This window comes from Marinobacterium nitratireducens (assembly GCF_014645375.1).
Classification (GTDB): Bacteria; Pseudomonadota; Gammaproteobacteria; order Pseudomonadales; family Balneatricaceae; genus Marinobacterium_A; species Marinobacterium_A nitratireducens.
The window spans coordinates 159,325-181,782 of sequence record NZ_BMLT01000002.1; the positions used below are offsets into that span (position 1 = coordinate 159,325).

The following is a 22,458-nucleotide window of genomic DNA, read 5'->3' on the forward strand; positions in this document are numbered from 1 at the left end:
GGATGGGTGAAACGACGCTCCCGCGCGGGGAAACAGACCTTCTGGAAAATCGGCCGTCGTGTAACCCATCTCTGAGTGACGGTCCGGCAACGGGGTTACCGGACTCCATCCCTCGTCTTATATCTTGCCGACCAGGTCCAGGGACGGCGCCAGGGTTTCCTCGCCTTCCTTCCACTTCGCCGGGCAGACTTCACCCGGGTGGGCGGCGACGTACTGGGCAGCCTTGATCTTGCGCACCAGTTCGCTGGCGTCGCGGCCGATGCCGCCGGCGTTGATCTCGATGATCTGGATCTTGCCTTCCGGATCGATGACGAAGGTGCCACGCTCGGCGAGGCCCGCTTCCTCGATCATCACACCGAAGTTGCGGGTGATGGCACCGGTCGGGTCGCCGATCATCGGGAACTGGATCTTGCCGATGGTTTCGGAGGTGTCGTGCCAGGCCTTGTGGGTGAAGTGGGTGTCGGTGGAGACCGAGTACACCTCGACGCCACGGGACTTCAGCTCTTCGTAGTGATCCGCCAGGTCGCCGAGCTCGGTCGGGCAGACGAAGGTGAAATCGGCCGGGTAGAAGAAGAACACCGACCACTGGCCTTTCAGGCTGGCTTCGTTGACTTCGACGAATTCGCCGTTATGGAACGCAGTGGCCTGGAAGGGTTTGACTTCGGTGTTGATCAGAGACTGGCTCATCTGTGTCTAGCTCCTTGGGTTGGCATGTGTCTTGAGAACAGGAGCCATGTTAGAGCCTGACGATTTGTTGTTGAAATTAATTGATTTAAATAGATGTATAGTAATTAGCTATCAAGTTTCGCTTGGACAGGACGGTACAGCCTGAGCCGCTGCGGCCAACGGCTCAGGGATGGATAACGTAGATACCGGCCATGCCGTCCTCATCCTCACCCTCGACGGCCATTTTTGCGCTGATGGCGAGCCAGTTACCGCGGTATCCGTCCCGTTCCAGACCGATTTCGGTCACAGTCGCCCCGGCCGGCGCCTCGGCGTCCAGCAGGCTGCCCGGCATACCGGCCTGCAACAGCATCTGCATCGGCACACGACCCGGGTGACGCACCAGATAGAGGCCATCGAGCCCGCCGGAATTGCCATTGTCGCTGTGTGCCTTGAACACGACCCTTGCCGCCCCGCCGCTCCCCGACACTGCCGCGAAGCTCGATACCCGCCAGCGGGCGAATTCGCCGTCATCTTCACCGCCTCCTCCCGGTACCCGTCCCGAGAAATTCCAGTACAGGAAGCTGCTGAAGTCGCTGTCGGTGTCTGCGATCCGGCTCAGGAGACCGCGACGGATATCCAGCAGGAAAATACCCTGATTCGCCGGTATCTCGACTTCGTAGCCGTCACCGAACGCCGCCAGACAGTAGGCGATCCGCTCCTTATTGCCCTCCCTCGGACAGTCGAGTTGCAGTGAGTGCGTCGCATCACCCCAGGCGCCCCAGAAGGTGACGAAGCGGCCGTCGTAAGACAGCGCTTCGCCGAGCCGGTTGAATGTCTGCCCTTCGCTGCCCGGCACGCTGGTCTCGAGGCTGACCAGCGTCCTGAGGGCCGGGTTTGCGGCCAGCGGAGCCCGGTAGAGCCCGCCGCAGCTGGGCTGCTCCTCGTTGTCGAGCCCGACGAACACCAGGCTTCCGGTCACGGCACTTGGCGGAGCCGTCGAACCGAACCTTGTGCCCGGGGCGCAACGGCCGGGATCGGGCAGCGGGGTACCGGAGTCGGCGATGGGCATCACCGGCGCCGCACCACCCTCGGCGGCAGCGTCCAGTGGCCTGAAGAACACTCCGGTTCTGGCGGTGCTGTCGGTGTAATTGCCCTTGAAGGCGATCACGCCATCGTCGGTGATCGCCGGGGCTCCGGGAAAAACGTCGAACGGCAGCGGATCCAGATAGCCCGGTACCGCGAGGAATTCGAAACCGGGTACTGCGCCCAGTTTCGCAGCGCCGGTTACAAGGTCGCCGTTGTCGCCCCTGGCCGATAGCCTGGCGTAAATACCGGCTGTACCGGCCCGGGTATCGGCGTAGACCCAGACGGGCGGATGATTGCCGCGGGAGGCGATATTGGCAGAGCGCATTGCGATGCGGGGAAAGGCCGGAAATTCATTGAAGTCGGTGCCTGCATTGTTGGGATCCGGAACCGGCGTCAGGGTATCGGCCAGCAGGAACGCCGGCGCCCCTCTGCCCATGTCGCGGGCAAAAATGCCGTGCAGGGGATGGCCGCCCGGCGACCCGCCACGGCTGCGGGCCCGGAAGGTCACAATGCCGCGGGCGTTGACCGACGGCTGATTGAAGCTGTTGAAGGTTTGCCCGGCAGGCGCCCCGGGCATGACGTCGTTCTGATTGACGACGGTGCGCCAGCCGGGGCGGCCTTTGTCGTTGTCGGCACCCTGCGCCGGCGGGAATGCGAGCAGACCCGAGGTGGCCAGCATTATCGAGACTAACTTGAGTATCGGGCCCGTATTCATGGCAGGCTCCTTATCGGGCAGGCCGCGCCGGCGTACGCATCGCCCCTGCCGGGACGATGCGCCGGGGCCGTGCGATCAGGGGGTTGCAGGGGTTGGCGCGTTGCAGATAACCTCGGTGTGCTGGCCGATGCTGTCCACATTGGTCACGATATTGTCGTGGACGAAGGCGATAACCCGGCGGGCGTCATCTGCGGCCGTGGCGAAGGCGAATACGTTGTCGTCTTCGAAGTCGGCATCACCGAAAACGTAGTGCATCAGCGAGCCGTGGAAGGGCACAGTGGTTTCGCCTTCAATGAAATAGCCGCGCACGCAGCCCGGATAGGTGTCCGATCGCTTGTACTGGTATCCGCTGTAGTCCATGTACTTTTCGCCGGCTTCACCGATCGCACCGTCGCCCGTGAGGGTGTCGTACTGCGTCAGGTTGGGGATATTCAGAATACGGTTGTCGTAGACCACGAGATCGAGGTTCACCAGTCCGCCCTTGTCGGCGGCCGCGCCCAGTGCCGAGGCGGCGATATCGAGGAAGCTAAAGCCCGAGATTCCCGGATCCGGCAAGACGATAGCGGTCTGATCCTTCGCCTTCAGCCCGCCGAATTTTTGCAGCTCGGCGTGTATGGCGAGGTTCTGCCCGGGTGAGTCGATGGCGACACCGTCAGCCACCAGGCGCCCGGCGTGGTCCAGGCTGAGCTGCGAGGCCGCCGACAGCACATCGGTTACGTCGCTGAGTTGCTGTTTCAGCACCTGGGTCGGTGCGCGCCCGAGGTTGAGTCGGCCGAACAGCACTTCCTGAGGATAGTCGACGAAGTCCGTCGCTACATCGCACTCTTCGCCTGCGATACCGGTTCCGCCCAGAGGTACCGGCGATACCGATTTCCCGTTCGCGGCATTGGTCAGCGGGTTGCTCAGCTGGGGCACCAGACTCTCCGCGTACAGGTCGATAGGTCCGTTTTCCCCGTCGTCGATAGGCGCTGCGGTAACAGGCTGAAGACAGGCGACGGGCTCCCCGACGGCTTCGCCCTCCTCTTCGGTCCCGGCCGGTACGCCGGAAAAGATCGGCAGGCCGTTATCCGAGCGGTTCAGAATGAGCAGGTCGGAATAGAGCCCGCCCTTGCCGCGCCCCGGCTTATCCGGCTTGCCGCCACCCCCTCCGGGGTTTTCGCCGGGTTTGCCCTGACCGTTGCTGCCGGGGTTTTCGGGCTTGCCTCCGCCCCCGTCGGGTGCTGCCTGAGCTGTTCCCATCATGAGCGCGATCGCCACAGCAGCACTCAGCAATGAATATACGGGTTTCTTCGTCATCGACTTGCTCCTTTGTATCCTTTTGCCAGCCAGGGCTTTCCGCCCTTCTCAGGTATGTGCCTGATTCAGCCGGATCCCTAGTGCCTGCCTTTGCCACCGCCGGTACCAGGGCCGTTGCCGCCCTTCCGGGGAGAGTTGTTCTGCATCTGTTGGCGTTTCGATGGGCTCATATTGCGCGGTTGTTCGCGCATCCGTTGCATCATGAGTTCATGCTGCTGATCGCGAAAACGTTCGCGCTCCTGCTGGGTCTCGAGCTGCTGCATCTGCTCGCGATACTGTCGACGCTCCTGTTCGGTCATCAGGTTCCAGCCGTCGATGCGGTCCTGTTGCTGCAGGCGCTGTCTGTCCGGGTCGAGCAGATGATCCCTTGATTGCAGGCGGTCTCGATCGCGATCCTGTTCCGCGGCGATTGTCGGCAGGTTGGTCGATGCCAGCAAAGAACCGAGCAGCAGCGCGGTGGTAAGAGATATCTTCATCCTCCGGCTCCTTCAGCCTTGAAGTAGCGGCTCTTCTGCTTTTCCAGGAGAGCGAAAAGGCAATCGTTGCAATGTCCTGCTGGCCTGTTTCGTCCAGGCCAATCCGGCAGATGCATTGGATGGCTGCCAGCCGCATCGTGATTTATTCATGAAATCTAATGTAGTCCGAATATTGCGCTGCCGCTCAGAAAACATCCAGCCTCGGATGCGGGTCAGCTGACACAGATCAACGAATATTCAGGTAACGCGATACGGTGCGAGCGCTGCGACGGCGACCGGTCTCGCTGCTCTGCCGCTGGCAAATCGATCGTGACGGTGATTTTGCGGGTTCGTGGCTGGCCATAACAGGGTGTGAAGCGGCGCGGAGAACAGGGGTGCAAATGTTATGTGCTGCACGGGGATTGGCAGCAAGGCGCCTGGGAGCGACAGATCCTAGGTTGGAGCGGGGCCATCGGAAAGGGAAGCTGTCTTGTAACAGCGGTTAACGATAGCGTGAAACCGGTCTCTCGCTCTCCTGCTCCCACCGGCACAGCTCATTGTGCTCTTCGAGCGCCTGCAGGCCCCACTGCAGGAGCCGGTGCCAGAGACGGACCACGAGAGGAGCGCAGCAGACTCTATCAACAGAAGCGTGGCGCTTGCCGGGTAATTTCGACTCCATCCTGACTGCCTCGTTTGCTTGTGCGGCTGTAAGTCCCCGAGGGGGTTAGAACGGTCGGCATTATCGCGGGGAACTGTTGCAGTCTTGTGAAGCGGAGGGGCCAAACCGGAACGGGTCGGTACAAGTTTGAGCTAAGGTGTGCGAGTTTTGGCTGACTGCCAGTCGGGGGCCTGTGCTGATGCACCTGCCCTGGTCGGGTAGTATGATGCGGGTTAGCCGGAGTTAGGCTTTACTCTTGGACCAGTCAAAGGATTCGACATGTCGGTCAACAAGAAAGCCCTGTCAGAAAGGGACATCTGCACCAAATACATCACGCCCGCCATCCAGCAAGCCGGCTGGGATATCCAGAGCCAGGTGCGCGAGGAGGTCTCGTTCACCGACGGGCGCATCATCGTGCGCGGCCGGATGCACAGCCGCGGCGAGCGTCGCCGGGCCGATTACATTCTCTACTTGCAGAAAAACCAGCCGCTGGCGGTGATCGAGGCCAAGGACAACAGCCACAGCCTCGGGGCCGGGATGCAGCAGGCGCTGGGCTATGCCGATGCGCTCGACGTGCCCTTCGTGTTTTCCAGCAACGGCGACGGCTTTCTGTTCCATGACCGCACCGGCCTGAGCGGACAGGTGGAAACCGAGCTGGGTCTGGGCGACTTCCCCTCGCCAGAGCGACTCTGGGACTGGTACTGCCGGCACAAGGGGCTTGCCGGCGATGCCCAGGAAACGGTCGAAACGCCTTACTACGACGACGGCTCCGGCCGCACGCCGCGCTACTACCAGATCAATGCGGTCAACCGCGCCGTCGAGGCCGTGGCGCGGGGCCAGGATCGCATTTTGCTGGTGATGGCCACCGGGACCGGCAAGACCTACACCGCCTTCCAGATCATCTGGCGGCTGTGGAAGGCGCGGCAGAAGAAGCGGATTCTGTTCCTGGCGGACCGCAATATCCTGGTCGACCAGACCAAGAACAACGACTTCAAGCCCTTCGGCCAGGCGATGACCAAGATCGCCAAGCGCCAGATCAACAAGTCTTACGAGATTTACCTCTCGCTCTATCAGGCGGTGTCGGGCAACGAGGAAGAACGGAACGTCTACAAAGAGTTCTCACGGGACTTTTTCGATCTGATCGTGATCGACGAGTGTCACCGTGGCAGCGCCCGCGCCGATTCGGCCTGGCGCGAGATCCTGGAGTATTTCGAGGGCGCGACCCAGATCGGCCTGACTGCCACACCGAAGGAAACCGAGGAAGTCAGCAACATCGACTACTTCGGCGAGCCGATCTACACCTACTCGCTGAAACAGGGCATCGAGGACGGCTTCCTCGCGCCCTACAAGGTCGTGCGCATCGACTTCGACCTCGACCTGCAGGGCTGGCGCCCGCGCAAGGGACAGCGGGACAGGCACGGCAACCTGATCGAAGACCGCATCTACAACCAGAAGGACATCGATCGCAATATCGTCTTCGACGAGCGCACCCAACTGGTGGCGATGAAGGTGACCGAGTTCCTGCAGCAGAGCGGCGAGTTCCAGAAAACCATCGTTTTCTGCGACAACATCGACCATGCCGAGCGCATGCGCCAGGCGCTGGCCAACCTGAATCCGGAGCGGATGCGGGAGAGCAGCAAGTACGTGATGCGCATTACCGGCGACGATGTCGAGGGCAAGGCGGAGCTCGACAACTTCATCAACCCCGAAGAGCCCTACCCGGTCATTGCCACGACCAGCAAGCTGATGACCACCGGTGTCGACGCCCAGACCTGCAAGCTGGTGGTGCTGGACCAGCGCATCCAGTCGATGACCGAGTTCAAGCAGATCATCGGGCGTGGCACCCGCATCAACGAGGATTACGGCAAGCACTGGTTCACCATCATGGACTTCAAGAAGGCGACTGAACTGTTCGCCGATCCGAATTTCGATGGCGACCCGGTACAGGTCTACAGTCCGTCCCCGGAAGACCCGGCCATGCCGCCCGATAACGAACCCGGCGAGCCTGTCGGTGGCATCGAGGACGATACCGGCAACTGGGACCCAGCCGTAGCGCACGGCGCTGCCGCCACCTTCCCCGATGACCCGTCCGAGGCGCCGAAGAAGTTCTTCGTCAAGGGCGAACCGGTGAAGGTGCTGGCCGAACGGGTGCAGTTCCTGGGGCCGGACGGCAAGCTGATCACCGAATCGCTCACCGACTACACCCGGAGCTGCGTGAAAAAGCAGTACGCCAGCCTCAAGGACTTCCTGCGCCGTTGGTCCGACACCGAGCGCAAGCAAGTGATCATCGACGAGCTGGCGGAACAGGGTGTGTTCTGGGACGACCTGCAGCAGTCGGTGAAAAAGAAGCTCGGCGCGGAGCTGGACGCTTTCGACCTCATCACCCATATCGTCTATGATCAGCCGCCGCTGAGCCGGCGGGAGCGGGCCGACAACGTCAGGAAGCGCAACTACTTCACCCGCTACGACGGCACCGCGAGGCAGGTGCTGGAGGCGCTGCTCGACAAGTACGCCGATACCGGCATCGAGCATATCGAGGATATCAAGATCCTGCAGTTGCCCCCGTTCAACCAGTTGGGCACCGGGCCAGAGCTGATCCGGGCGTTCGGTGGCAAGCCGGGCTTTCAGGAAGCGCTGCAGGGGCTGGAGCGGGCCCTGTACGGGCAGGAGGCGGGCTGATGAGCCCCTCGCAGGCGCGCAATGCAATCAAGAGAAGCCTGAAAGCGCTGGTGGACCCGCCGCCGTCTCGGCAGGAGAAGGAAACCATCTGGCACTACTTCGGCCACGCCTGCGCCTACTGTGGCTATCAAATGACTCGGCACGGTCGCCAGGCCCACCTTGATCACCTGATTGCCGAGTCTGCGGGTGGCTCGAACCGGCTCTGCAATCTGGTGCTGACCTGTGGCCGCTGCAACGGAGATATGAAACGGGAACTGGACTGGCAGGAGTATCTGGCAGTCTGTTGCGGCGACGACAAGGCACTATTCAGCCAGCGCCTGAAAAGGATCTACGACTGGGTCGAGCAGAACGAGGGCTCTCCGCTATTGTCCCCCGAACTGTCGGCCCTTTGCGACGACGAGTTTGACATTATCAATCAACAATTTACCAAGGCGGTCGAGCGTCTGAGAGACGTCGGCAGACGCACCAAAGCCGGTAGTTGAAGCAGTATCGAGGAAACCCATGTCCATCAGCACCGTTATCAAATCCATTCAGGACATCATGCGCAAGGACGTCGGCGTCGACGGCGATGCCCAGCGTATCGGCCAGCTGGTCTGGATGCTGTTCCTGAAGATCTTCGACGACCGCGAGCAGGAGTGGGAGCTGTTCGATGACGACTATCACTCGCCGATCCCCCAGTACCTGCGCTGGCGCAACTGGGCGGCGGACCCGGAAGGCATTACCGGCGACGAGCTGAAGGCATTCATCGACAACGACCTCTTCCCTGGCCTGCAGTCGCTGCAGCCGCGCGGCGAAGACAAGCGTGCCTTCGTGGTGCGCAGCGTGTTCGAGGATGCCTACAACTACATGAAGTCCGGCCAGCTGCTGCGCCAGGTCATCAACAAGATCGAGGAAGGCATCGACTTCAACCGGTCGCAGCAGCGCCATGCTTTCGGCGACATGTACGAGCAGATCCTCCGGGACTTGCAGAGCGCCGGCAATGCGGGCGAGTTCTACACGCCCCGCGCCGTGACCGAGTTCATGGTCAACCGCGTCGATCCCAGGCTTGACGAGTCGGTGATGGACCCGGCCTGCGGCACCGGCGGCTTCCTCACCTGCACCATCGAGCACAAGCGCAAGCACTACGTCCAGACGGCGGACGACGAGCAGCGCCTGCAGCGCAGCATCCACGGCGTCGAGAAGAAGCCGCTGCCGCACCTGCTGGCGACCACTAACATGATCCTGCACGGCATCGAGGTGCCGGATCAAATCCGCCACGACAATACTCTCGCCCGCCCGCTGATCAGCTGGGGGCCGAAGGAACGCGTCGACGTCATCGTCGCCAACCCGCCGTTCGGCGGCATGGAGGAAGATGGTATCGAGACCAATTTCCCGCAGGCCTTCCGCACCCGGGAAACCGCTGACCTCTTCATGACGCTGTTCATTCACCTGCTGAAGGACGGCGGCCGCGCCGCTGTAGTGCTGCCGGATGGTTTCCTGTTCGGCGAGGGCATGAAAACTCGCCTCAAGGAAAAGCTGCTGAGCGAGTGCAACCTGCACACCATCGTCCGGCTGCCCAACGGCGTCTTCAACCCCTACACCGGCATCAAGACCAACCTGCTGTTCTTCACCAAGGGCCGACCGACCGAAAGCATCTGGTACTACGAGCATCCATACCCGGAAGGCTACAAGAGCTACAGCAAGACCAAGCCGATGCGCTTCACGGAGTTAGAGACCGAGATCGACTGGTGGGGTGACGAGGCCGACGGCTTTGCCAAGCGCGTCGAGAACGAGCGGGCCTGGAAGGTCGGCATCGATGAGATCAAGGCGCGCAACTACAACCTCGATATCAAAAACCCACACCAGGGCGAGCAGATCAGCCACGACCCGGACGAGCTGCTCGCCAAATACGAACAGCAGCAGGCCGAGATTCAGGAAATTCGCAACCAGCTGAAGGATATCCTGGCTGATGCGCTGGGCGGTTCCGCCAACAGTGCGGTAGTGGCTTCCGAAAGCGCGGAGGCAAAGCAGGCATGAGTGCGCAGCGGATCGAAACGAAGACCGCCAGGGATGGCGGGAATGCCGACGTTGCAGGAGCACTCGTCGGCAATATGGACCTCTGGACCAGTGCGATTACCCACAAGTCTAGCGCGGGTCGTGGCGCTGGCTCCGGAAAGAGCGGCAAACTCGAACTGACTGGCATCAAGAAGCTGCGCGAGCTGATTTTGGAGCTGGCGGTACGCGGCAAGCTGCTGCCGCAGGACCCGACCGATGAGCCGGCTTCCGAGCTGCTGAAACGGATCGAGGCGGAAAAAGTCCGGTTGGTGAAAGAGGGGAAGATTAAGAAGCCGAAGAAGCTTCCGGAGATTTTGGAGGATAAGAGCCCGTGCCAGTTGCCAGAAGGTTGGGCGCTAGTGACTTTATCCCATCTTGGTATCTTCTCTGGTGGTAAGACGCCGAGTAAGTTAAAAGAAAAATATTGGAACGGAGATATTCCTTGGGTTACACCCAAGGATATGAAGGTCTCTGATATTTTTGATTCCGAAGATCATGTGACTGATCAAGCAGTTGATGACGGGCTGGAGCTCTATCCTGAAAATACCTTGCTATTTGTTGTGCGAAGTGGGATTTTAAGGCGGCTTTTTCCAGTTGCGCTTACCAAAGTTAAATGCACAGTAAACCAGGATTTAAAAGCACTAAGGCCATATCAGCCTGATCTTTCCTTGTATATTAGGCTTGTGATGGCGGGGTTCGAAAAGTTTATACTCGAAATCTTGACGAAAACAGGAACAACTGTGGAAAGCTTGAAGTTTGATGAGTTTTCAAAACAAGTGTTCCCGATACCTCCACTTGCTGAACAACAGCGCATCGTTGAAAAAGTCGATGAACTAATGGCTCTCTGTGACCATCTGGAGCAGCAGACCAGCAACCAGATCAGCGCCCACGAAACCCTCGTCGATGCCCTGCTAGACACCCTCGTTCAGGCAAAGGACGCCGCCGAACTGGCCGACAACTGGTCCCGCCTCGCCACCCACTTCGACACTCTGTTCACCACCGAACATAGCATCGAGCGTTTGAAGCAGACCATCCTCCAGCTTGCCGTGATGGGCCGCCTTGTGCCCCAGGACCCGAATGATGGGTCGGCGTCCGAGCTGCTGAAAGAGATTGAGGTAGAGAAAGTTAGGCTGGTGAAAGAGGGCAAGATCAAAAGATATAAAAAGTTACCATCAGTAGCAGATGACGAGAAGAGCTTTGACCTTCCTTCGAAATGGGTATGGTCCCGCCTCAGCGAAGTAATAGACGTTAGAGATGGTACGCATGACTCGCCAAAAGATGCTGCTGGGGATAATACTTATCCGTTAGTAACCAGTAAAAACTTCTGCGAAGGTAACATTGATTTTTCTTCCGCCCGCAGAATTAGTGAGTTAGATCATATTGAAATATGCCGACGATCTAAAGTTGAAGTAGATGATATCCTTTTCTCTATGATTGGCGGGAATATTGGGAACCAGGTGATGGTTAAGGACGATCGGCCTTTTAGCATAAAAAATGTTGCTTTGTTTAAGTACTTTAGTAAGACATTAACCTACCCAAGATTTATTAAACTCTATACCGAAGATCTTGCGACGAAGCTACAGGATCAAGCCTCCGGTGGAGCTCAGCCATTTGTGTCATTAGGAGCTTTGAGAAAGCTTGTTATTGGACTTCCTCCACTTGCTGAACAATATCGTATCGTCACTAAAGTTGACGAGCTAATGGCCCTCTGCGACCAACTCAAGGAGCGCCTGAATCAGGCCAACGAAACCCGCTGCCATCTGGCCGAGGCGGTCGTGGAACAGGCGGTCGGCTAATGGCCTACGACCGCCCCTGGAAGTCCTATGGGGATCAGCTGGCCCTGCTGCAGAGCCGGGGCTTGGGCGTTTCCGATGAAACCGCGGCTTTGGATTACCTCGAACGAGTCGGGTACTACCGTCTCAGCGCCTACTGGTACCCCTTCCGGCAGTTCGAGGAGGTTGGTAGGAGTCATTCCGGGCAGCCATTGACCCGGGCGACCGATAGATTCGTCGATGATACCCAGTTTGTCGATGCCGTGCGTCTCTACCTATTCGACAAACAGCTGCGGCTGCTGATGATGGATGCACTGGAGCGCATCGAGGTGGCATTGCGCGTCGATCTGGCCCATCGACTGGGTGAGCGCGATACCTTCGCCCATCTGAACAAGTCGCTGTACCACCCCTCCTTCGTTCGCGGTGGACGCTTCGAGCGCTGGGCCAAACGCTGTCGGGACTTGCAGAACCGCTCGAAGGAAGACTTTATCAAGCACTACCGGCAGCGCCACGGCGACGATCTGCCCATCTGGGTTGTTGTGGAAACCTGGGACTTCGGCGCCGTTTCGATGCTCTTTGCGATGATGAAGGTTGCCGACCAGCAGGCGATCGCAACCAAGTATGGCGTGCGGGACTGGCTGGCTTTTCAGAGCTGGCTACGCTCGCTTAACTACCTGCGTAATCTGTGCGCGCATCACAGCCGGCTCTGGAACCGGAACGTAGTGGATCAGCCCCAGCTTCCGGATGCAGGTGTTCTATCCTGGTGCGATGCCTTTATCGGCCGACCAGAGCTGATTGCTCGCCCGTTTCTTCTGTTTGCCATTGCCCGTCACCTCGTTCGCATTGTGTGTCCAGAGACCCGGTGGCACGAGCGGCTGGCAGAGCATCTGGACCGGTTTCCTGGGCAACACTCGGTATGCAAGTTGTCCGTAGACGACACGGGGGCGCCGGAGCACTGGAAAAGCTGGTGGGTTTGATACGCGGGGAAAAATAAGAACCCCCGCGTAAGTCCGAAGACCAAGTGGCGGGGGCCGTGTTGATCAGAAGTATAACTTCCGTTATCCGGGTGTCAATGAATCCCCGCCGATACGGTAGACACTGTGTGGCCGCAATGCGCGCTTAAACAAGACCAGGCAAAGGCTGGGACACGAACGGGAGTCGTAGCTGACCAGAAGGCCCTCTCATTTGACGGTCATTTGACCAAGTCGGGCCGCTATTGGATGGGCGTAACAAAAAGTCTATATAGAACAATGAGAAAGGTGCTTTCTCTCATTTGACGGCATGCACGAACCCACAACTATATGATGGGCTCCGGCAGCTACTCGAATCACAAACCTCAAGGATGAGCACTCAATGACACATATCCTCAATTTTCTCGACGGTATCTTCGGCCGGGCGGCATCCTGGTCGCTCACGGCTGTACTCTACTTAAGCCTGGGATTGCTCGCGCTGTTGTGCCTTGGGCTGACGCCGTATGAAATATTCGAATATGGCGAGGGCGTGAGCGATCTCGACCTGTCTGAGCTGGCCATACTGATTGTGCTGCCATTGGTCATCTGGCGCTATATCTGGCGTTGTCGCCAGCAGGGCTGGAGTTGGTGGGTGCTCATGCGGCAACTGGGATTTGTCGTTGCCATCTTTGCATTACTTAGCGCGGAGTTCTGGACGCTCTTCGCAGTCATCGAAGGGCAGCCTGCAGGCTCCGACTTTATGGAGCATATGGAACTTTTACGCAGCCCCTGGATTCCGCTGGAGAACCTACTGTTGATCCTGTGTATCTACGGAGCAGCCCCGCTGCCGAAGCTGACCGCAGAGCGACTGACGAAGCCGGAACCTGAGACGGCCACGGATAGAGTGCCACCAACAGTCGGGACAGTTAACGCATGGGGTGTTGCAGAGGATGACAGCACCCGACAGGACAAGAGCCAGGAGGCCAACGTATGAAACGCACCGCCGCAGTTACTGTGCTTGCTCTGGGATTCGGTCTGACAGCCGAGGCGCGGGAGCAGCCCTTCAGTGGCAACGATCCGCAGTTCCTGATCGAGTCCTGCCGCGAGGTGGTGGAAATCTTCAGCCGCCGTGACGAGCAGAACATGCTCGCCGCGGTCAGCACCTCGCTTTCCGAGGCGATGCGTGCCGGCTATTGCATCGGCGTTGTGCAGCAGTATCGCAGCGAAGGGCCCGGCTGCCGCTACGGATACAGTTCGAAGGACTGGTTTACTGCTGCCCGGTTTCTGGCAGAGCTGCCGGTCAACGCGGATCATTCGGTCAGCAGGATGCTGAGGGCGGCGTCCTGCAATGGCTAGCCGCAGAACGGTGCCGGAGGCCATACGGCACCTGTTCGGTATCGACGTGGCCCGGGAAAGCCAGCTGCTGAAGACCAAGGCCAACTCGCTGGTACGCAACGGCCTGATCAAGGTGGAGAAGGAGCTGATTGTCGATCGCTCCGCCACCTATCTGGCGTCAGGCCAGGAGGTGGTGCTGTACAACGCCCTGCTGCTCAATGCGGTGTTCAGCGACCCCAAGCAGATCAAGGCCATCTTCGATAACGGGGAGACTCGTCAGCAAGCCGCCGTTACACTGCGGGCCTTGTTTTCCGAACGAAATAGCCTCTTGGGAATAGGGCTCAGCAGTCCGGACGCCATGGACCTGGTGGAAGCCCTGGCAGACGATCATGACCTCTATACCCAGCGTCTGCCGAACCCCTTCGCCCGTCTGCCGCAGGTGGCAGGCGACAACCTGAACCTGCTGCAGGCACTGCTGGCGCAGGCGGCGGTGCTGGCACCTGCGGACAGCATGCTGCTGGCATACCTGCAGGGAGACCTGGGCCGGGCGGCTGAGCTGGCGAACGCTGTCGAGAGCAGCGAGCCGTCCGTGATGGCACTGCGGCAACATTTGATCGACAAGCACTCCGAAGCGCGGGATTTCGACGCCCTGCTGGATCAGTTCAAAAAAATGTGACTTTTTTCTCCGGTCCTCTTGGTAGTGCAATGCACTGGGGGACGCTCCTTATCGTCAGCAACGAAAGGAGCGTTTCCCATGACTACCCTCGATCAACTGGTTATCAACTTCCACATGACCGAAAGCTGCAACTACCGTTGCGGCTACTGCTACGCGACCTGGAACGACCACTGCTCGGCGCGTGAGCTGCATCGCCATTCGGGTGAGGTGGAACGCCTGCTGGATGGTCTGTCGGACTACTTCCTGAATCCCAATCCCCTGCAGCAGGCGCTTGGCTACCGGAGCGTGCGTCTCAACTTTGCCGGTGGCGAGCCCATGCTACTTGGAGACCGCTTCGTGCAGGCGCTGCACCGGGCGCAGGACTGTGGTTTCGAGACCTCCATTATCACCAACGGCCACTTCCTCGACGAGGCCATGCTGGAGGCTCTGGCGCCCCGGCTGAGCGTGCTGGGCATCAGCTACGACTCGATGAACCCGGAAACGGTGCAGCGTATCGGTCGCCAGGACCGTAAGGGACGTGGTCTTTCCCGGGAGCGGCTGATCGAAATGGCGCGCCAGTATCGTGCGCTCAATCCCCGAGGCGTACTCAAGATCAATACCGTGGTCAATGCCTTCAACTGGCAGGAGGACATGCGCGATCTTGGTCACCAGGTCCGTCCGGACAAGTGGAAACTGCTACGTGTGCTGCCGGTCCACGACCACAACCTGGTGATCAGCGACGCCCAATACCGGGCCTTTGTAGAGCGGCATGCGGAACTCGGCACCATGGTCGTCGAGGAGGACAACCAGGATATGCGCCAGTCCTACCTGATGATCGACCCCGAGGGGCGCTTCTACCAGAACGGCGAGGCAGGCCAGGGTTATATCCTCAGCTCGCCGATCCTCCAGGTCGGTGTGGCACGCGCGCTGACGCAGGTACCATTCGACGCCGAAGCTTTCGCCCGTCGTTACCAGCTGATCCCGGTACAGGCCGTCTGATCGGTCGCTGGAGGAGGTTGATGACATGGACAAAGGAATGATTCGCGAGCTGGACCCGCTGGACCCGGGTCTGCGCCGGAAGGCCGAACGCATGATCGCCGTGCTGCAGCGACATCCAGCAAAGGCTACTCGGTTGGGCGGCAAGAAACTCCGGGGTTACAGAAAGCTGGTGCGCTTCAAGATCAACTGCGGCTACCGGATGGTGGTTTCGATCGAGCAGCTCACCGTCGGTCCGTATCTGTGCATGGCGCACGATACCTTTGATCGCAGGTATGGCTAGCGGTAGCGGGTCGGGGGCTTTTTCGCGCCCGGCCTATAAAGCCGAGTCCGAGCCGAAAGCCACAACGGCAGCAAGTTGCGATTGGGGATTTGCAGTGTAACGGGGGCGGGAGATTTTAAGTCTCCTGTGTCGCAGGGAGTGCCGAGCCAGGAAAAGATGGCGCGCCCGGAGGGATTCGAACCCCCGACCAACAGGATCGGAACCTGGCCCTGATTGGGGCTGAGATTTTGCCTGATCGTGTCGGGCCAGGCCCCATGCGGTTCCGGGGCAATGTAGAGGGCATCGCTTTGGGGAAAACAGAGGCGATTTCTCGGCGGCAGTGTGATCAGAGTGTGCTCGGAATTGGAGCATCATCCTTGCCTTGTCGGGGGCTTGGCAGCCCCCTTGAGCTGTTTTACTTCACATCCTCAGGCTCCGGTAGCGTCTTCCGCAACCGCTCCTGTATTTCTCGTTTTTGGATCTCTCGTCGCTCTTCTTGCTTCCGTTGCTCATCCTGAAGCCGGGGGTGAACCACCGAATAATAGGAGGCGCGGGATATACCGTGCTGCTGACAAATCTGTGTGATAGGGATTTCTGGGTTCATCTGCACGTCGGCCACGATCTTCAAGATCACGTTGTCGGTGATCGTCCTCCTGCGGCCCCCAACTCGTCCGCGTGCTCGTGCAGACCGAAGGCCGGCGTTGACACGTTCGCGTAGTAGACCTCGCTCAAACTCAGCCAGAGCGCAGAAGAGGTGGAAGATCAATGTTCCCGCGGCGGTTCCGGTATCGATCTGCTCATTCAAGCTTGAGAAGTTCTTTTTCTGTTCCCTCAGTTCCTCGACAGTACGAACTAGGTGCTTGAGGTTCCGGCCGAGTCGATCGAGGCGCCACACGACCAGCGTGTCACCCTCTCGCATGAAGTCGAGAGCCTTCTGGAGCTCCGGACGATCGATCTTTGCCCCGGATGCTCTCTCCTGGTAGATGCGGGCGCAGCCAGCTGCTTCCAGGGCATCCATCTGCATATCAAAGTTCTGCTCCTCGCTGGAGATCCGCGCATATCCTATTTTCATGGTGTCTCTGCTGCCTAGTAAACGTCGTGATCAGTTGTGACTGCACATAGATTTTTTACACAGAGTTTTTAGACGTGATAGTCACGGCAATAGGTAGATCACTAGGAACTTATAGTGGGGTCTGAAATGTTCCAGTTTGATGGACTTGCTCAGCACCGGCGATTTACCAACCCCGCACATGCTGCGAATATGGAGCGATGATCACAGTAAGGGACCGGGTATGGACTTCAGTGACAGTCGGATCGGGATCAACGACGCCGCGCGCCTTCTGAACGTGCGCACATCGGAGTTGAAGGCCGCGATTCATGAACGCAAGCCGTTGCGTGGCGTGGAGCCACCTGAGCCAATGTACCGAACAGGTTCTGGAGGCCTGGTCTTCCGTGCTGGGGACGTGATGGCCGTTGCATCCTTGTTGAGGGCCTCCTTGCAGAAGCGCGACGCCGGCTTCCTGCGCGACCAGATCAAGGTGCCCGACGATTTCGACCGCATGTGCGAGGACGAGATCGCAGAGCTGTTCAATGGGAAGTAGTGCCACTGCTCACACCGAGCTGGCCGCTCGTGAACCGGGCACCTCAAAAGCTCACCGTCGCCCTCGTTGAGGTTGGAATGTGCGCGTTCCGACTTTACGCCGCACACCGGCAGTCTATGTTTACCGCATTGACAACAGAGGAACGTTCCAATGCGGTTAAGCGACCTTCGCATGCTGTCCGATCGCGCCTATACGCCCGCCCTGGCGAATACCCCGATCTGGACCCAGGATCTCAGCCTGCTCTCCAACTACAAACTCAAGGCCGTACATGACCTGATCCGCACGCGCGCCGACCGAGCCACTGCCGACAAGGCGGTGCGGGGCGTGCTGCAGGCAGTCAAGCGTGCCGAGTTCTTCGGCGAGATCGATCCGTCGCTGAATCTGTGGTTCGACTTCCACGGCCCGCTGACGGTGCAGGACTTCAACGAGCACATGGACCACCTGGACGATCTGCATCAGCGCATGTTCCTGTTCGGCCTCGCCAACGACATGGCGCTGACCGACGTGATCGCCCTGAACTGGACCCAGGCCCGGCGTCTGATGCGCATGCGTGATCTGCATCCGATCTGCCGTGAAATCCTCGAGACCCAGGTGCGCAACGTCCGGAGCGACTTCGTGTTCTGGCAGTACCTGGATGAGTTCGCACCGGCGCCGATCTACGATGCCGACGAGCGGATCCAACGGACGATCCATTGCCCCTGGTCTGACTACCGCCGGCGCTATGCCACGATGACCAACCGCCCGTTCTGATCACACCGAAAAGCGAGGGGTCTGCCAACGCCCCTCGCTAATCAGCCCGACAGCCTGACCCCGGGAAAAGCCAGCGCATGACCGGGGCATGATTTCTCAGATCGTCTCTAAGCGCTTCCGAATCGCTACCCGTCAATCGACTCGTATCTCGTCTGATCGTCGCGCACGCGTAAGCACAGGGGCGCTCAGCTGCAGGCCTGAGTGCTTCTCGCGCTGCAGATCGCAATCAGACACAGCTTCAACTGCGTCGTCGTACGGGTTTTCATAGCCGCGGAGGCTTCACTCCGCACACTCCGGTTCAATGCTGCGCCGCGATACAAAATCAACCAGAGGTTCCTGGCGCCATCGCTCAATGCCGACTCGAACAAGATGTGATCCAGTACCGACGTCGCGATGACCCGGTACTCATAGCGCTCTGCCAGGTACAGCAGCTCGATCCCTTTGCGTGGTTCAGCCATGACCATTCTCCCTGAAACGAAAAAGGGCCGCGAAGCGCGACCCTGTTGGACTTTGTTGAAGGCGTAAAAAGCCCGCACTGTGGGGCTTTTGATGTGGTTGGCTGATAGCTAAAGTAGGTGTAAAAATGCTTTATTTGTATTGTTTGAAGATGAATTTTTGTGATGAATCCTTTGGTTTTTATTTTAAAAGTCCTCTGTAGCTTTTTTGATCGATGCGTTTTTTACTTCCTCGTCTGCTTTTATCATTAGCATTGCATGAGTAGGGTCTTCTATAGTTAATTCGATAAAGTCTTGGTGGTCTGGTCCATAGGTTCCGTCCTCAATTGTTACTATTGCATCATCGGTTACAGCAACCGCTTTAAGCTTCGTGAAGTTTCGACCGAGGCCATCTGTTACGCTGTATGAGGTTGTTTTGAAGTCACCAAAATTTTTCGAGAAAATAACAACAAGTTCAGGAACTGTAAATCCTGATTCTCCTAAAACTTTTTCTGATAAAGTGATTGCATGAATCTGAAATAATCCGCTGTATTTAGTGGCAACTATATTGTGTACTGCTTCTAAATGTCGGTCTAGATAACCCGCATTGGGTTTTTCGCATGATGCACTCCAGCCATCTAAACCCCCATAAGTCCATTTTTTATCTGGAATTGCAGAAGCACAGTCATACTTTGTAGTACCGCCGGCAATTTGAGCGATTTGCTCTGCGCTCATACGCCATTTTAATCCTTTTATGTCGAACTCTGATGCGACTGTGATTGATGAGAAGCTGAGTGAATAAATTAGGGTCAGAAAAAATGTTTTCACTGCATTCTCCTTGTCGTGTTTGAGAAGATATAGCAGTATAGTTAAAAAACGAGCAATTCAACCTCCCCTCTGTCTTTCGGCTCAAGCTAGTCTATTGGACATAGATACGTACCTAGGATCTAAAGGTTTCGAGTACAAGCTTGACCTATAGTAATGAGTGATAGTGAGACTGTTATAGTTGTTACTCATGTAGCTAGCTCCCGCCTTGACCTCGGTGTTCATGCGATAATAGACCATCAGGTGGTATTCCCAGACGCCACGAGAACTCTGGTAGCGAGGCCTGAGCCAATTGGTTCATTCATCAGCTTGGCGAGATTCTCAGCATCGGCCCAGCCGAACTGGCCGGAGCGCTCATCGTTCTCCAGCCGCCTGCAGCGCCGCAGCTTTCTGATCGGTGTAGGCGTTGACGGAGCAAGGCGCCTCAAGGCCAAGTTCGAAACAGGCGCGCCAGCGCCAGCTGAAGATTAGATCTGCCGAATTCCCCTGCATTTCGGATACCGCGAACATCCCCAGAACTCCTGCCCCGTATTCACTCCCTGACGTGCTTTGCGCTTGATCATGGGAGATGCGCAGCGCGGGCACGAAACAGTCCCAGGGAACGTCTCAGACGGTCTCAGAGCGTCTTCTGGAAGTGACTTCGCTGCACTCCGAAGCATCACATCGAGTTCGACGCCGTCGATCAGGTCGATGCTATTGCCGTGCGCGAAAACCTTGGCGTCATCTGTGAAGTCGCCGGATGTCACAACAAAGCCCCCTGCGGCACCCGACGCGGCCATGACGCCGTAAAGCTCACGCACAACGGAAACGCCAATGCTGCGCGCCTTCCAATGCTTGCACTGAACGAGGTACGTCTTGCCGTCCTTTTTCAGGTGCACGTCGACGCCGCCATCGGGGCCGTCCTCGCCGCCGTCGATCACCCGGTAGCCCTGTTGCCGGAACGCCTGACCCACAAGTAGCTCAAACTGCTGCCAGCTCATATCGGCCGTGCCCTGGCGGCCCCGGAACGGCGTCAGCGCGTCGATCTGGGGCGAGGGAGTGGCGAGGTACTGCTTCGCAAGCCGGCGCCCGCTGAAGGCCTTCAGGAGCGATACCAGGGCTCCGAACACAAGCGCTATGGGGATGGCGTACTGCAGGACACTGAGCAGCGGGTGGAGCAGGATCTCGACCATGTTGGCCGGCACCGCGCTGCCGGGTCTCGTCGCGACTGCAACCGGACGATCGGCGAACTGGTGCAGGACCAGGTAGCTGATCAGCGCCAGCAACAGGCTCACCCAGGCGGGCAGCCGGGTAGCGATGCGGATCAGGTGTTCCAAGGGTGAGGAGCGGCGTTTCCGTGCCATGTATGTGTCCTGTGCAAACTGACGATCGTGCGCTTGAGGCACCTATGAAAAGTAGACCTGTTTTCGACAGTGTATGGGCGGAAAGGGTCTGTGCGACGGCCCGTCATGTTCCGGGTCGCCAGCGAAATCGAGGTGAACTGCACTCATACCGTGATGCACAGGTGTCCAAAACGAGACTTATAGCATCTAATACGTCATACTCATAGATCTCATATAACCACTGACTTACTATCGATGTCTCCAGACAACCTCCACCCCCTCTATTACATCCGCGTATCAACCTCCAAACAGAGTGAGGAAGGTACTTCCCTACAGGCGCAGGAAGGTCTCCTACGAGAATGCGCAGCAATGCATCAATGGCTCATGAACGAAGAGGATCTCGTCATTGAGGTCATGTCCAGTAGAGACAACCTCCTCAAGAAGAACAGCAAGCTTCGACAAGTGTTCGAGCTAGCGAAGAGAACGGGCAGGCCTGTTGTCGTGACGCGGATTGACCGACTGACGCGTAACCTGGACGCGGCACAGGCTTTCTTTGATGCTGGTATCCCGATCTTCGAGAGCCAGAACAACGACTTCATCTCCGAGAGGCAAGCGATCTCCTACTTGAACCGCTGTGAGGAAGAGCGCGAGAAGAAGATCAAGACCACCAAAAAAACCTTCGATGAGAAGCGGGCCAGGGGCGAGACGTTCGGGAATCCGAACATCCGCGAGGTTCAGGTCAATGCAGCGGCGCAGGCGCGAAACAAAGCCGACGAGTTCGCTCGCCAGCTATACCCGGAGCTCAAGACGCTTCGTAGTGAGGGTCTCTCGTACTCTGCCATCGCAAAGCGATTCAACGACGAGGGGCGGGCCACACGGCAGGGGGGAAAGTGGTCAGCAAACACCGTAAAGGACTATATGGACCGCATCGAGAACCCGGAGAAGGTGCGCGCCAAGTCCAAGCGCAAGAGTGCCTCTGCCGTTCAGAGTACCGACGTAGAGAAGCGAGACAATCACTGGGATGCCTATGGTGACAACCCGGATGTCGGCTCATTCGCATAGCCAGTCCGGGCCGGGTCAGGTGGTTGAAATTTGTCCACATTTGGTTGCCCCCTACTGGGGGCACCATCTGTCATAGTCTTAGGTGGTTCAGAGCATGCTGATCCGGATCGATTCTGTCTGGAGCCAGCGCAGAGCTCCGTTCCTTATACTTCCGCACTGAAGACGCTGACCAAGCCGGCTCTGAATGGGCTGCCCCCCCTGTGCCGACGGCGCCGGAAAGTTTCGATCCTTATAGATTGGGCGGTACCGATCAACGACTCGGCCGGAAAGCCTCGTGGTGCATGGGCTGCAGCCGGGTGACCTCGCGGCGGTCTTCAGAATTTCGACGACATTTCACCAACTGGCGGTCAACAACCATCAATCCTGGACGCCATCCGGCCCATGTTCTGGCTCGAGTTGAGCTGGTGCGATCAACCTTCCATGACGCCGCCGATGCAACCTGAACGGCGGGGCTGCACCTGATGGGCTCGAGAACCGCCTGTATTGCTGCTCAGGCGCGACATCCCGGCTCGGGCTGTCACTGACGCATCTCAGGTGATCGAGCGTTGGAGGCGATTGAGAGAGCCTGAGAAGCGAGAGGTATGTTGTTGGCAGGAGCATGATCGGTGTGCCTGTTGTGCGCACGGAGATCAGGCGCTGTGGCAACAGTGCCACGGTGCAGATCCCGACCAGGCTGCTCGACATCATCGGCCTGGGCGCCAACAGCCCAGTGTCGATGAGGGTACAGGCCGGCATACCTACACCGGCAACCCAGATGATGGATCCTGCGCGTAGTCATGTCAGGGCCGGAGGTCGAATTTTGTCCTATTTGGTTGGTTAAACTAAGGGATGGGATGCCAAATAACAGATGTTTTAACAAATAAAAAATCCCGGGTGCGATACCAGTACCCGGGAAGCTAAGCTAG

Annotated in this window: 21 protein-coding genes and 1 tRNA gene; 13 read left to right on the top strand and 9 right to left on the bottom strand. The window is 58.4% G+C overall.

Annotated features, from left to right (window positions below):
* Nucleotides 1-117: 117 nt before the first annotated feature.
* From ahpC to IEX85_RS03720, 4 genes are all read right to left on the bottom strand, one after another.
* Entirely contained in the window at nucleotides 118-675 is a 558-nt protein-coding gene (ahpC, locus tag IEX85_RS03705) for an alkyl hydroperoxide reductase subunit C (protein ID WP_444543275.1), read from the bottom strand.
* Between the two features lie 175 nt (nucleotides 676-850).
* A complete protein-coding gene (locus IEX85_RS03710; protein ID WP_188858439.1) occupies nucleotides 851-2,467 on the bottom strand; it encodes a hypothetical protein in 1,617 nt (538 codons plus the stop codon).
* A gap of 75 nt (nucleotides 2,468-2,542) precedes the next feature.
* On the bottom strand, nucleotides 2,543-3,763 hold the full coding sequence (locus IEX85_RS03715; RefSeq protein WP_188858441.1) for a hypothetical protein: 1,221 nt from the start codon (nucleotides 3,761-3,763) through the stop codon (nucleotides 2,543-2,545).
* Between the two features lie 77 nt (nucleotides 3,764-3,840).
* Nucleotides 3,841-4,239, bottom strand: coding sequence for a hypothetical protein (locus IEX85_RS03720; RefSeq protein ID WP_188858443.1), 399 nt, complete (start codon nucleotides 4,237-4,239; stop codon nucleotides 3,841-3,843).
* Nucleotides 4,240-5,155: 916 nt separating this feature from the next.
* Here IEX85_RS03720 and hsdR point away from each other — a divergent pair.
* The 10 genes from hsdR to IEX85_RS03770 all read left to right on the top strand — a co-directional run bounded on the left by hsdR (nucleotide 5,156) and on the right by IEX85_RS03770 (nucleotide 15,580).
* Nucleotides 5,156-7,555 (top strand): EcoAI/FtnUII family type I restriction enzme subunit R, encoded by a 2,400-nt coding sequence (gene hsdR / locus IEX85_RS03725; RefSeq protein WP_188858445.1) that lies wholly within the window; start codon nucleotides 5,156-5,158, stop codon nucleotides 7,553-7,555.
* Nucleotides 7,555-8,037, top strand: a complete 483-nt coding sequence (locus IEX85_RS03730) for an HNH endonuclease (protein ID WP_188858453.1) — start codon at nucleotides 7,555-7,557, stop codon at nucleotides 8,035-8,037. Before hsdR ends, IEX85_RS03730 begins: the two co-directional genes overlap by 1 nt.
* A 19-nt stretch (nucleotides 8,038-8,056) precedes the next feature.
* Nucleotides 8,057-9,571: a type I restriction-modification system subunit M gene (locus tag IEX85_RS03735; protein ID WP_188858455.1), complete on the top strand. Its 1,515-nt coding sequence runs from the start codon at nucleotides 8,057-8,059 to the stop codon at nucleotides 9,569-9,571.
* On the top strand, nucleotides 9,568-11,385 hold the full coding sequence (locus IEX85_RS03740; RefSeq protein WP_188858457.1) for a restriction endonuclease subunit S: 1,818 nt from the start codon (nucleotides 9,568-9,570) through the stop codon (nucleotides 11,383-11,385). The genes IEX85_RS03735 and IEX85_RS03740 overlap by 4 nt, the downstream gene beginning before the upstream one ends.
* Complete coding sequence (locus IEX85_RS03745; RefSeq protein ID WP_188858459.1) at nucleotides 11,385-12,338, top strand: Abi family protein; 954 nt, start codon at nucleotides 11,385-11,387, stop codon at nucleotides 12,336-12,338. The genes IEX85_RS03740 and IEX85_RS03745 overlap by 1 nt, the downstream gene beginning before the upstream one ends.
* A 376-nt stretch (nucleotides 12,339-12,714) precedes the next feature.
* Nucleotides 12,715-13,305 (top strand): hypothetical protein, encoded by a 591-nt coding sequence (locus IEX85_RS03750; protein ID WP_188858461.1) that lies wholly within the window; start codon nucleotides 12,715-12,717, stop codon nucleotides 13,303-13,305.
* On the top strand, nucleotides 13,302-13,667 hold the full coding sequence (locus IEX85_RS03755; protein WP_188858464.1) for a hypothetical protein: 366 nt from the start codon (nucleotides 13,302-13,304) through the stop codon (nucleotides 13,665-13,667). Before IEX85_RS03750 ends, IEX85_RS03755 begins: the two co-directional genes overlap by 4 nt.
* The gene (locus IEX85_RS03760) at nucleotides 13,660-14,322 is read left to right on the top strand and encodes a hypothetical protein (protein WP_188858466.1); all 663 of its coding nucleotides are present in this window, start codon (nucleotides 13,660-13,662) and stop codon (nucleotides 14,320-14,322) included. The genes IEX85_RS03755 and IEX85_RS03760 overlap by 8 nt, the downstream gene beginning before the upstream one ends.
* 78 nt (nucleotides 14,323-14,400) lie before the next feature.
* Nucleotides 14,401-15,300: a viperin family antiviral radical SAM protein gene (locus IEX85_RS03765; protein WP_188858468.1), complete on the top strand. Its 900-nt coding sequence runs from the start codon at nucleotides 14,401-14,403 to the stop codon at nucleotides 15,298-15,300.
* A 25-nt stretch (nucleotides 15,301-15,325) separates the two neighbouring features.
* Nucleotides 15,326-15,580: a ParE family toxin-like protein gene (locus IEX85_RS03770; RefSeq protein ID WP_188858470.1), complete on the top strand. Its 255-nt coding sequence runs from the start codon at nucleotides 15,326-15,328 to the stop codon at nucleotides 15,578-15,580.
* 157 nt (nucleotides 15,581-15,737) lie between these two features.
* On the opposite strand, the gene IEX85_RS03775 is transcribed toward IEX85_RS03770, so the two are convergent.
* Together IEX85_RS03775 and IEX85_RS03780 are read right to left on the bottom strand one after the other, a co-directional pair.
* A tRNA-Arg gene (locus IEX85_RS03775) sits at nucleotides 15,738-15,833 on the bottom strand.
* Nucleotides 15,834-15,974: 141 nt separating this feature from the next.
* On the bottom strand, nucleotides 15,975-16,631 hold the full coding sequence (locus IEX85_RS03780) for a recombinase family protein (RefSeq protein ID WP_188858472.1): 657 nt from the start codon (nucleotides 16,629-16,631) through the stop codon (nucleotides 15,975-15,977).
* 220 nt (nucleotides 16,632-16,851) lie between these two features.
* Here IEX85_RS03780 and IEX85_RS03785 point away from each other — a divergent pair, with 220 nt between their 5' ends.
* Both IEX85_RS03785 and IEX85_RS03790 read left to right on the top strand, forming a co-directional pair.
* Nucleotides 16,852-17,160: a hypothetical protein gene (locus tag IEX85_RS03785; protein WP_188858474.1), complete on the top strand. Its 309-nt coding sequence runs from the start codon at nucleotides 16,852-16,854 to the stop codon at nucleotides 17,158-17,160.
* A gap of 150 nt (nucleotides 17,161-17,310) precedes the next feature.
* Complete coding sequence (locus IEX85_RS03790) at nucleotides 17,311-17,910, top strand: hypothetical protein (protein ID WP_188858476.1); 600 nt, start codon at nucleotides 17,311-17,313, stop codon at nucleotides 17,908-17,910.
* 185 nt (nucleotides 17,911-18,095) lie between these two features.
* Here IEX85_RS03790 and IEX85_RS03795 read toward each other — a convergent pair whose 3' ends face one another.
* The 3 genes from IEX85_RS03795 to IEX85_RS03805 form a co-directional block, all read right to left on the bottom strand.
* Nucleotides 18,096-18,368: a hypothetical protein gene (locus tag IEX85_RS03795; protein WP_188858477.1), complete on the bottom strand. Its 273-nt coding sequence runs from the start codon at nucleotides 18,366-18,368 to the stop codon at nucleotides 18,096-18,098.
* Nucleotides 18,369-18,551: 183 nt separating this feature from the next.
* Nucleotides 18,552-19,172 carry a hypothetical protein gene (locus IEX85_RS03800; protein WP_188858479.1) on the bottom strand — a complete coding sequence of 207 codons (621 nt, stop codon included), beginning with the start codon at nucleotides 19,170-19,172 and terminating at the stop codon, nucleotides 18,552-18,554.
* Nucleotides 19,173-19,636: 464 nt separating this feature from the next.
* Entirely contained in the window at nucleotides 19,637-20,512 is an 876-nt protein-coding gene (locus IEX85_RS03805) for a restriction endonuclease (protein ID WP_188858481.1), read from the bottom strand.
* A gap of 234 nt (nucleotides 20,513-20,746) precedes the next feature.
* Between IEX85_RS03805 and IEX85_RS03810 the strand changes: the two genes are divergently transcribed.
* Nucleotides 20,747-21,553, top strand: a complete 807-nt coding sequence (locus tag IEX85_RS03810; protein WP_188858483.1) for a recombinase family protein — start codon at nucleotides 20,747-20,749, stop codon at nucleotides 21,551-21,553.
* Nucleotides 21,554-22,458 lie beyond the last annotated feature (905 nt).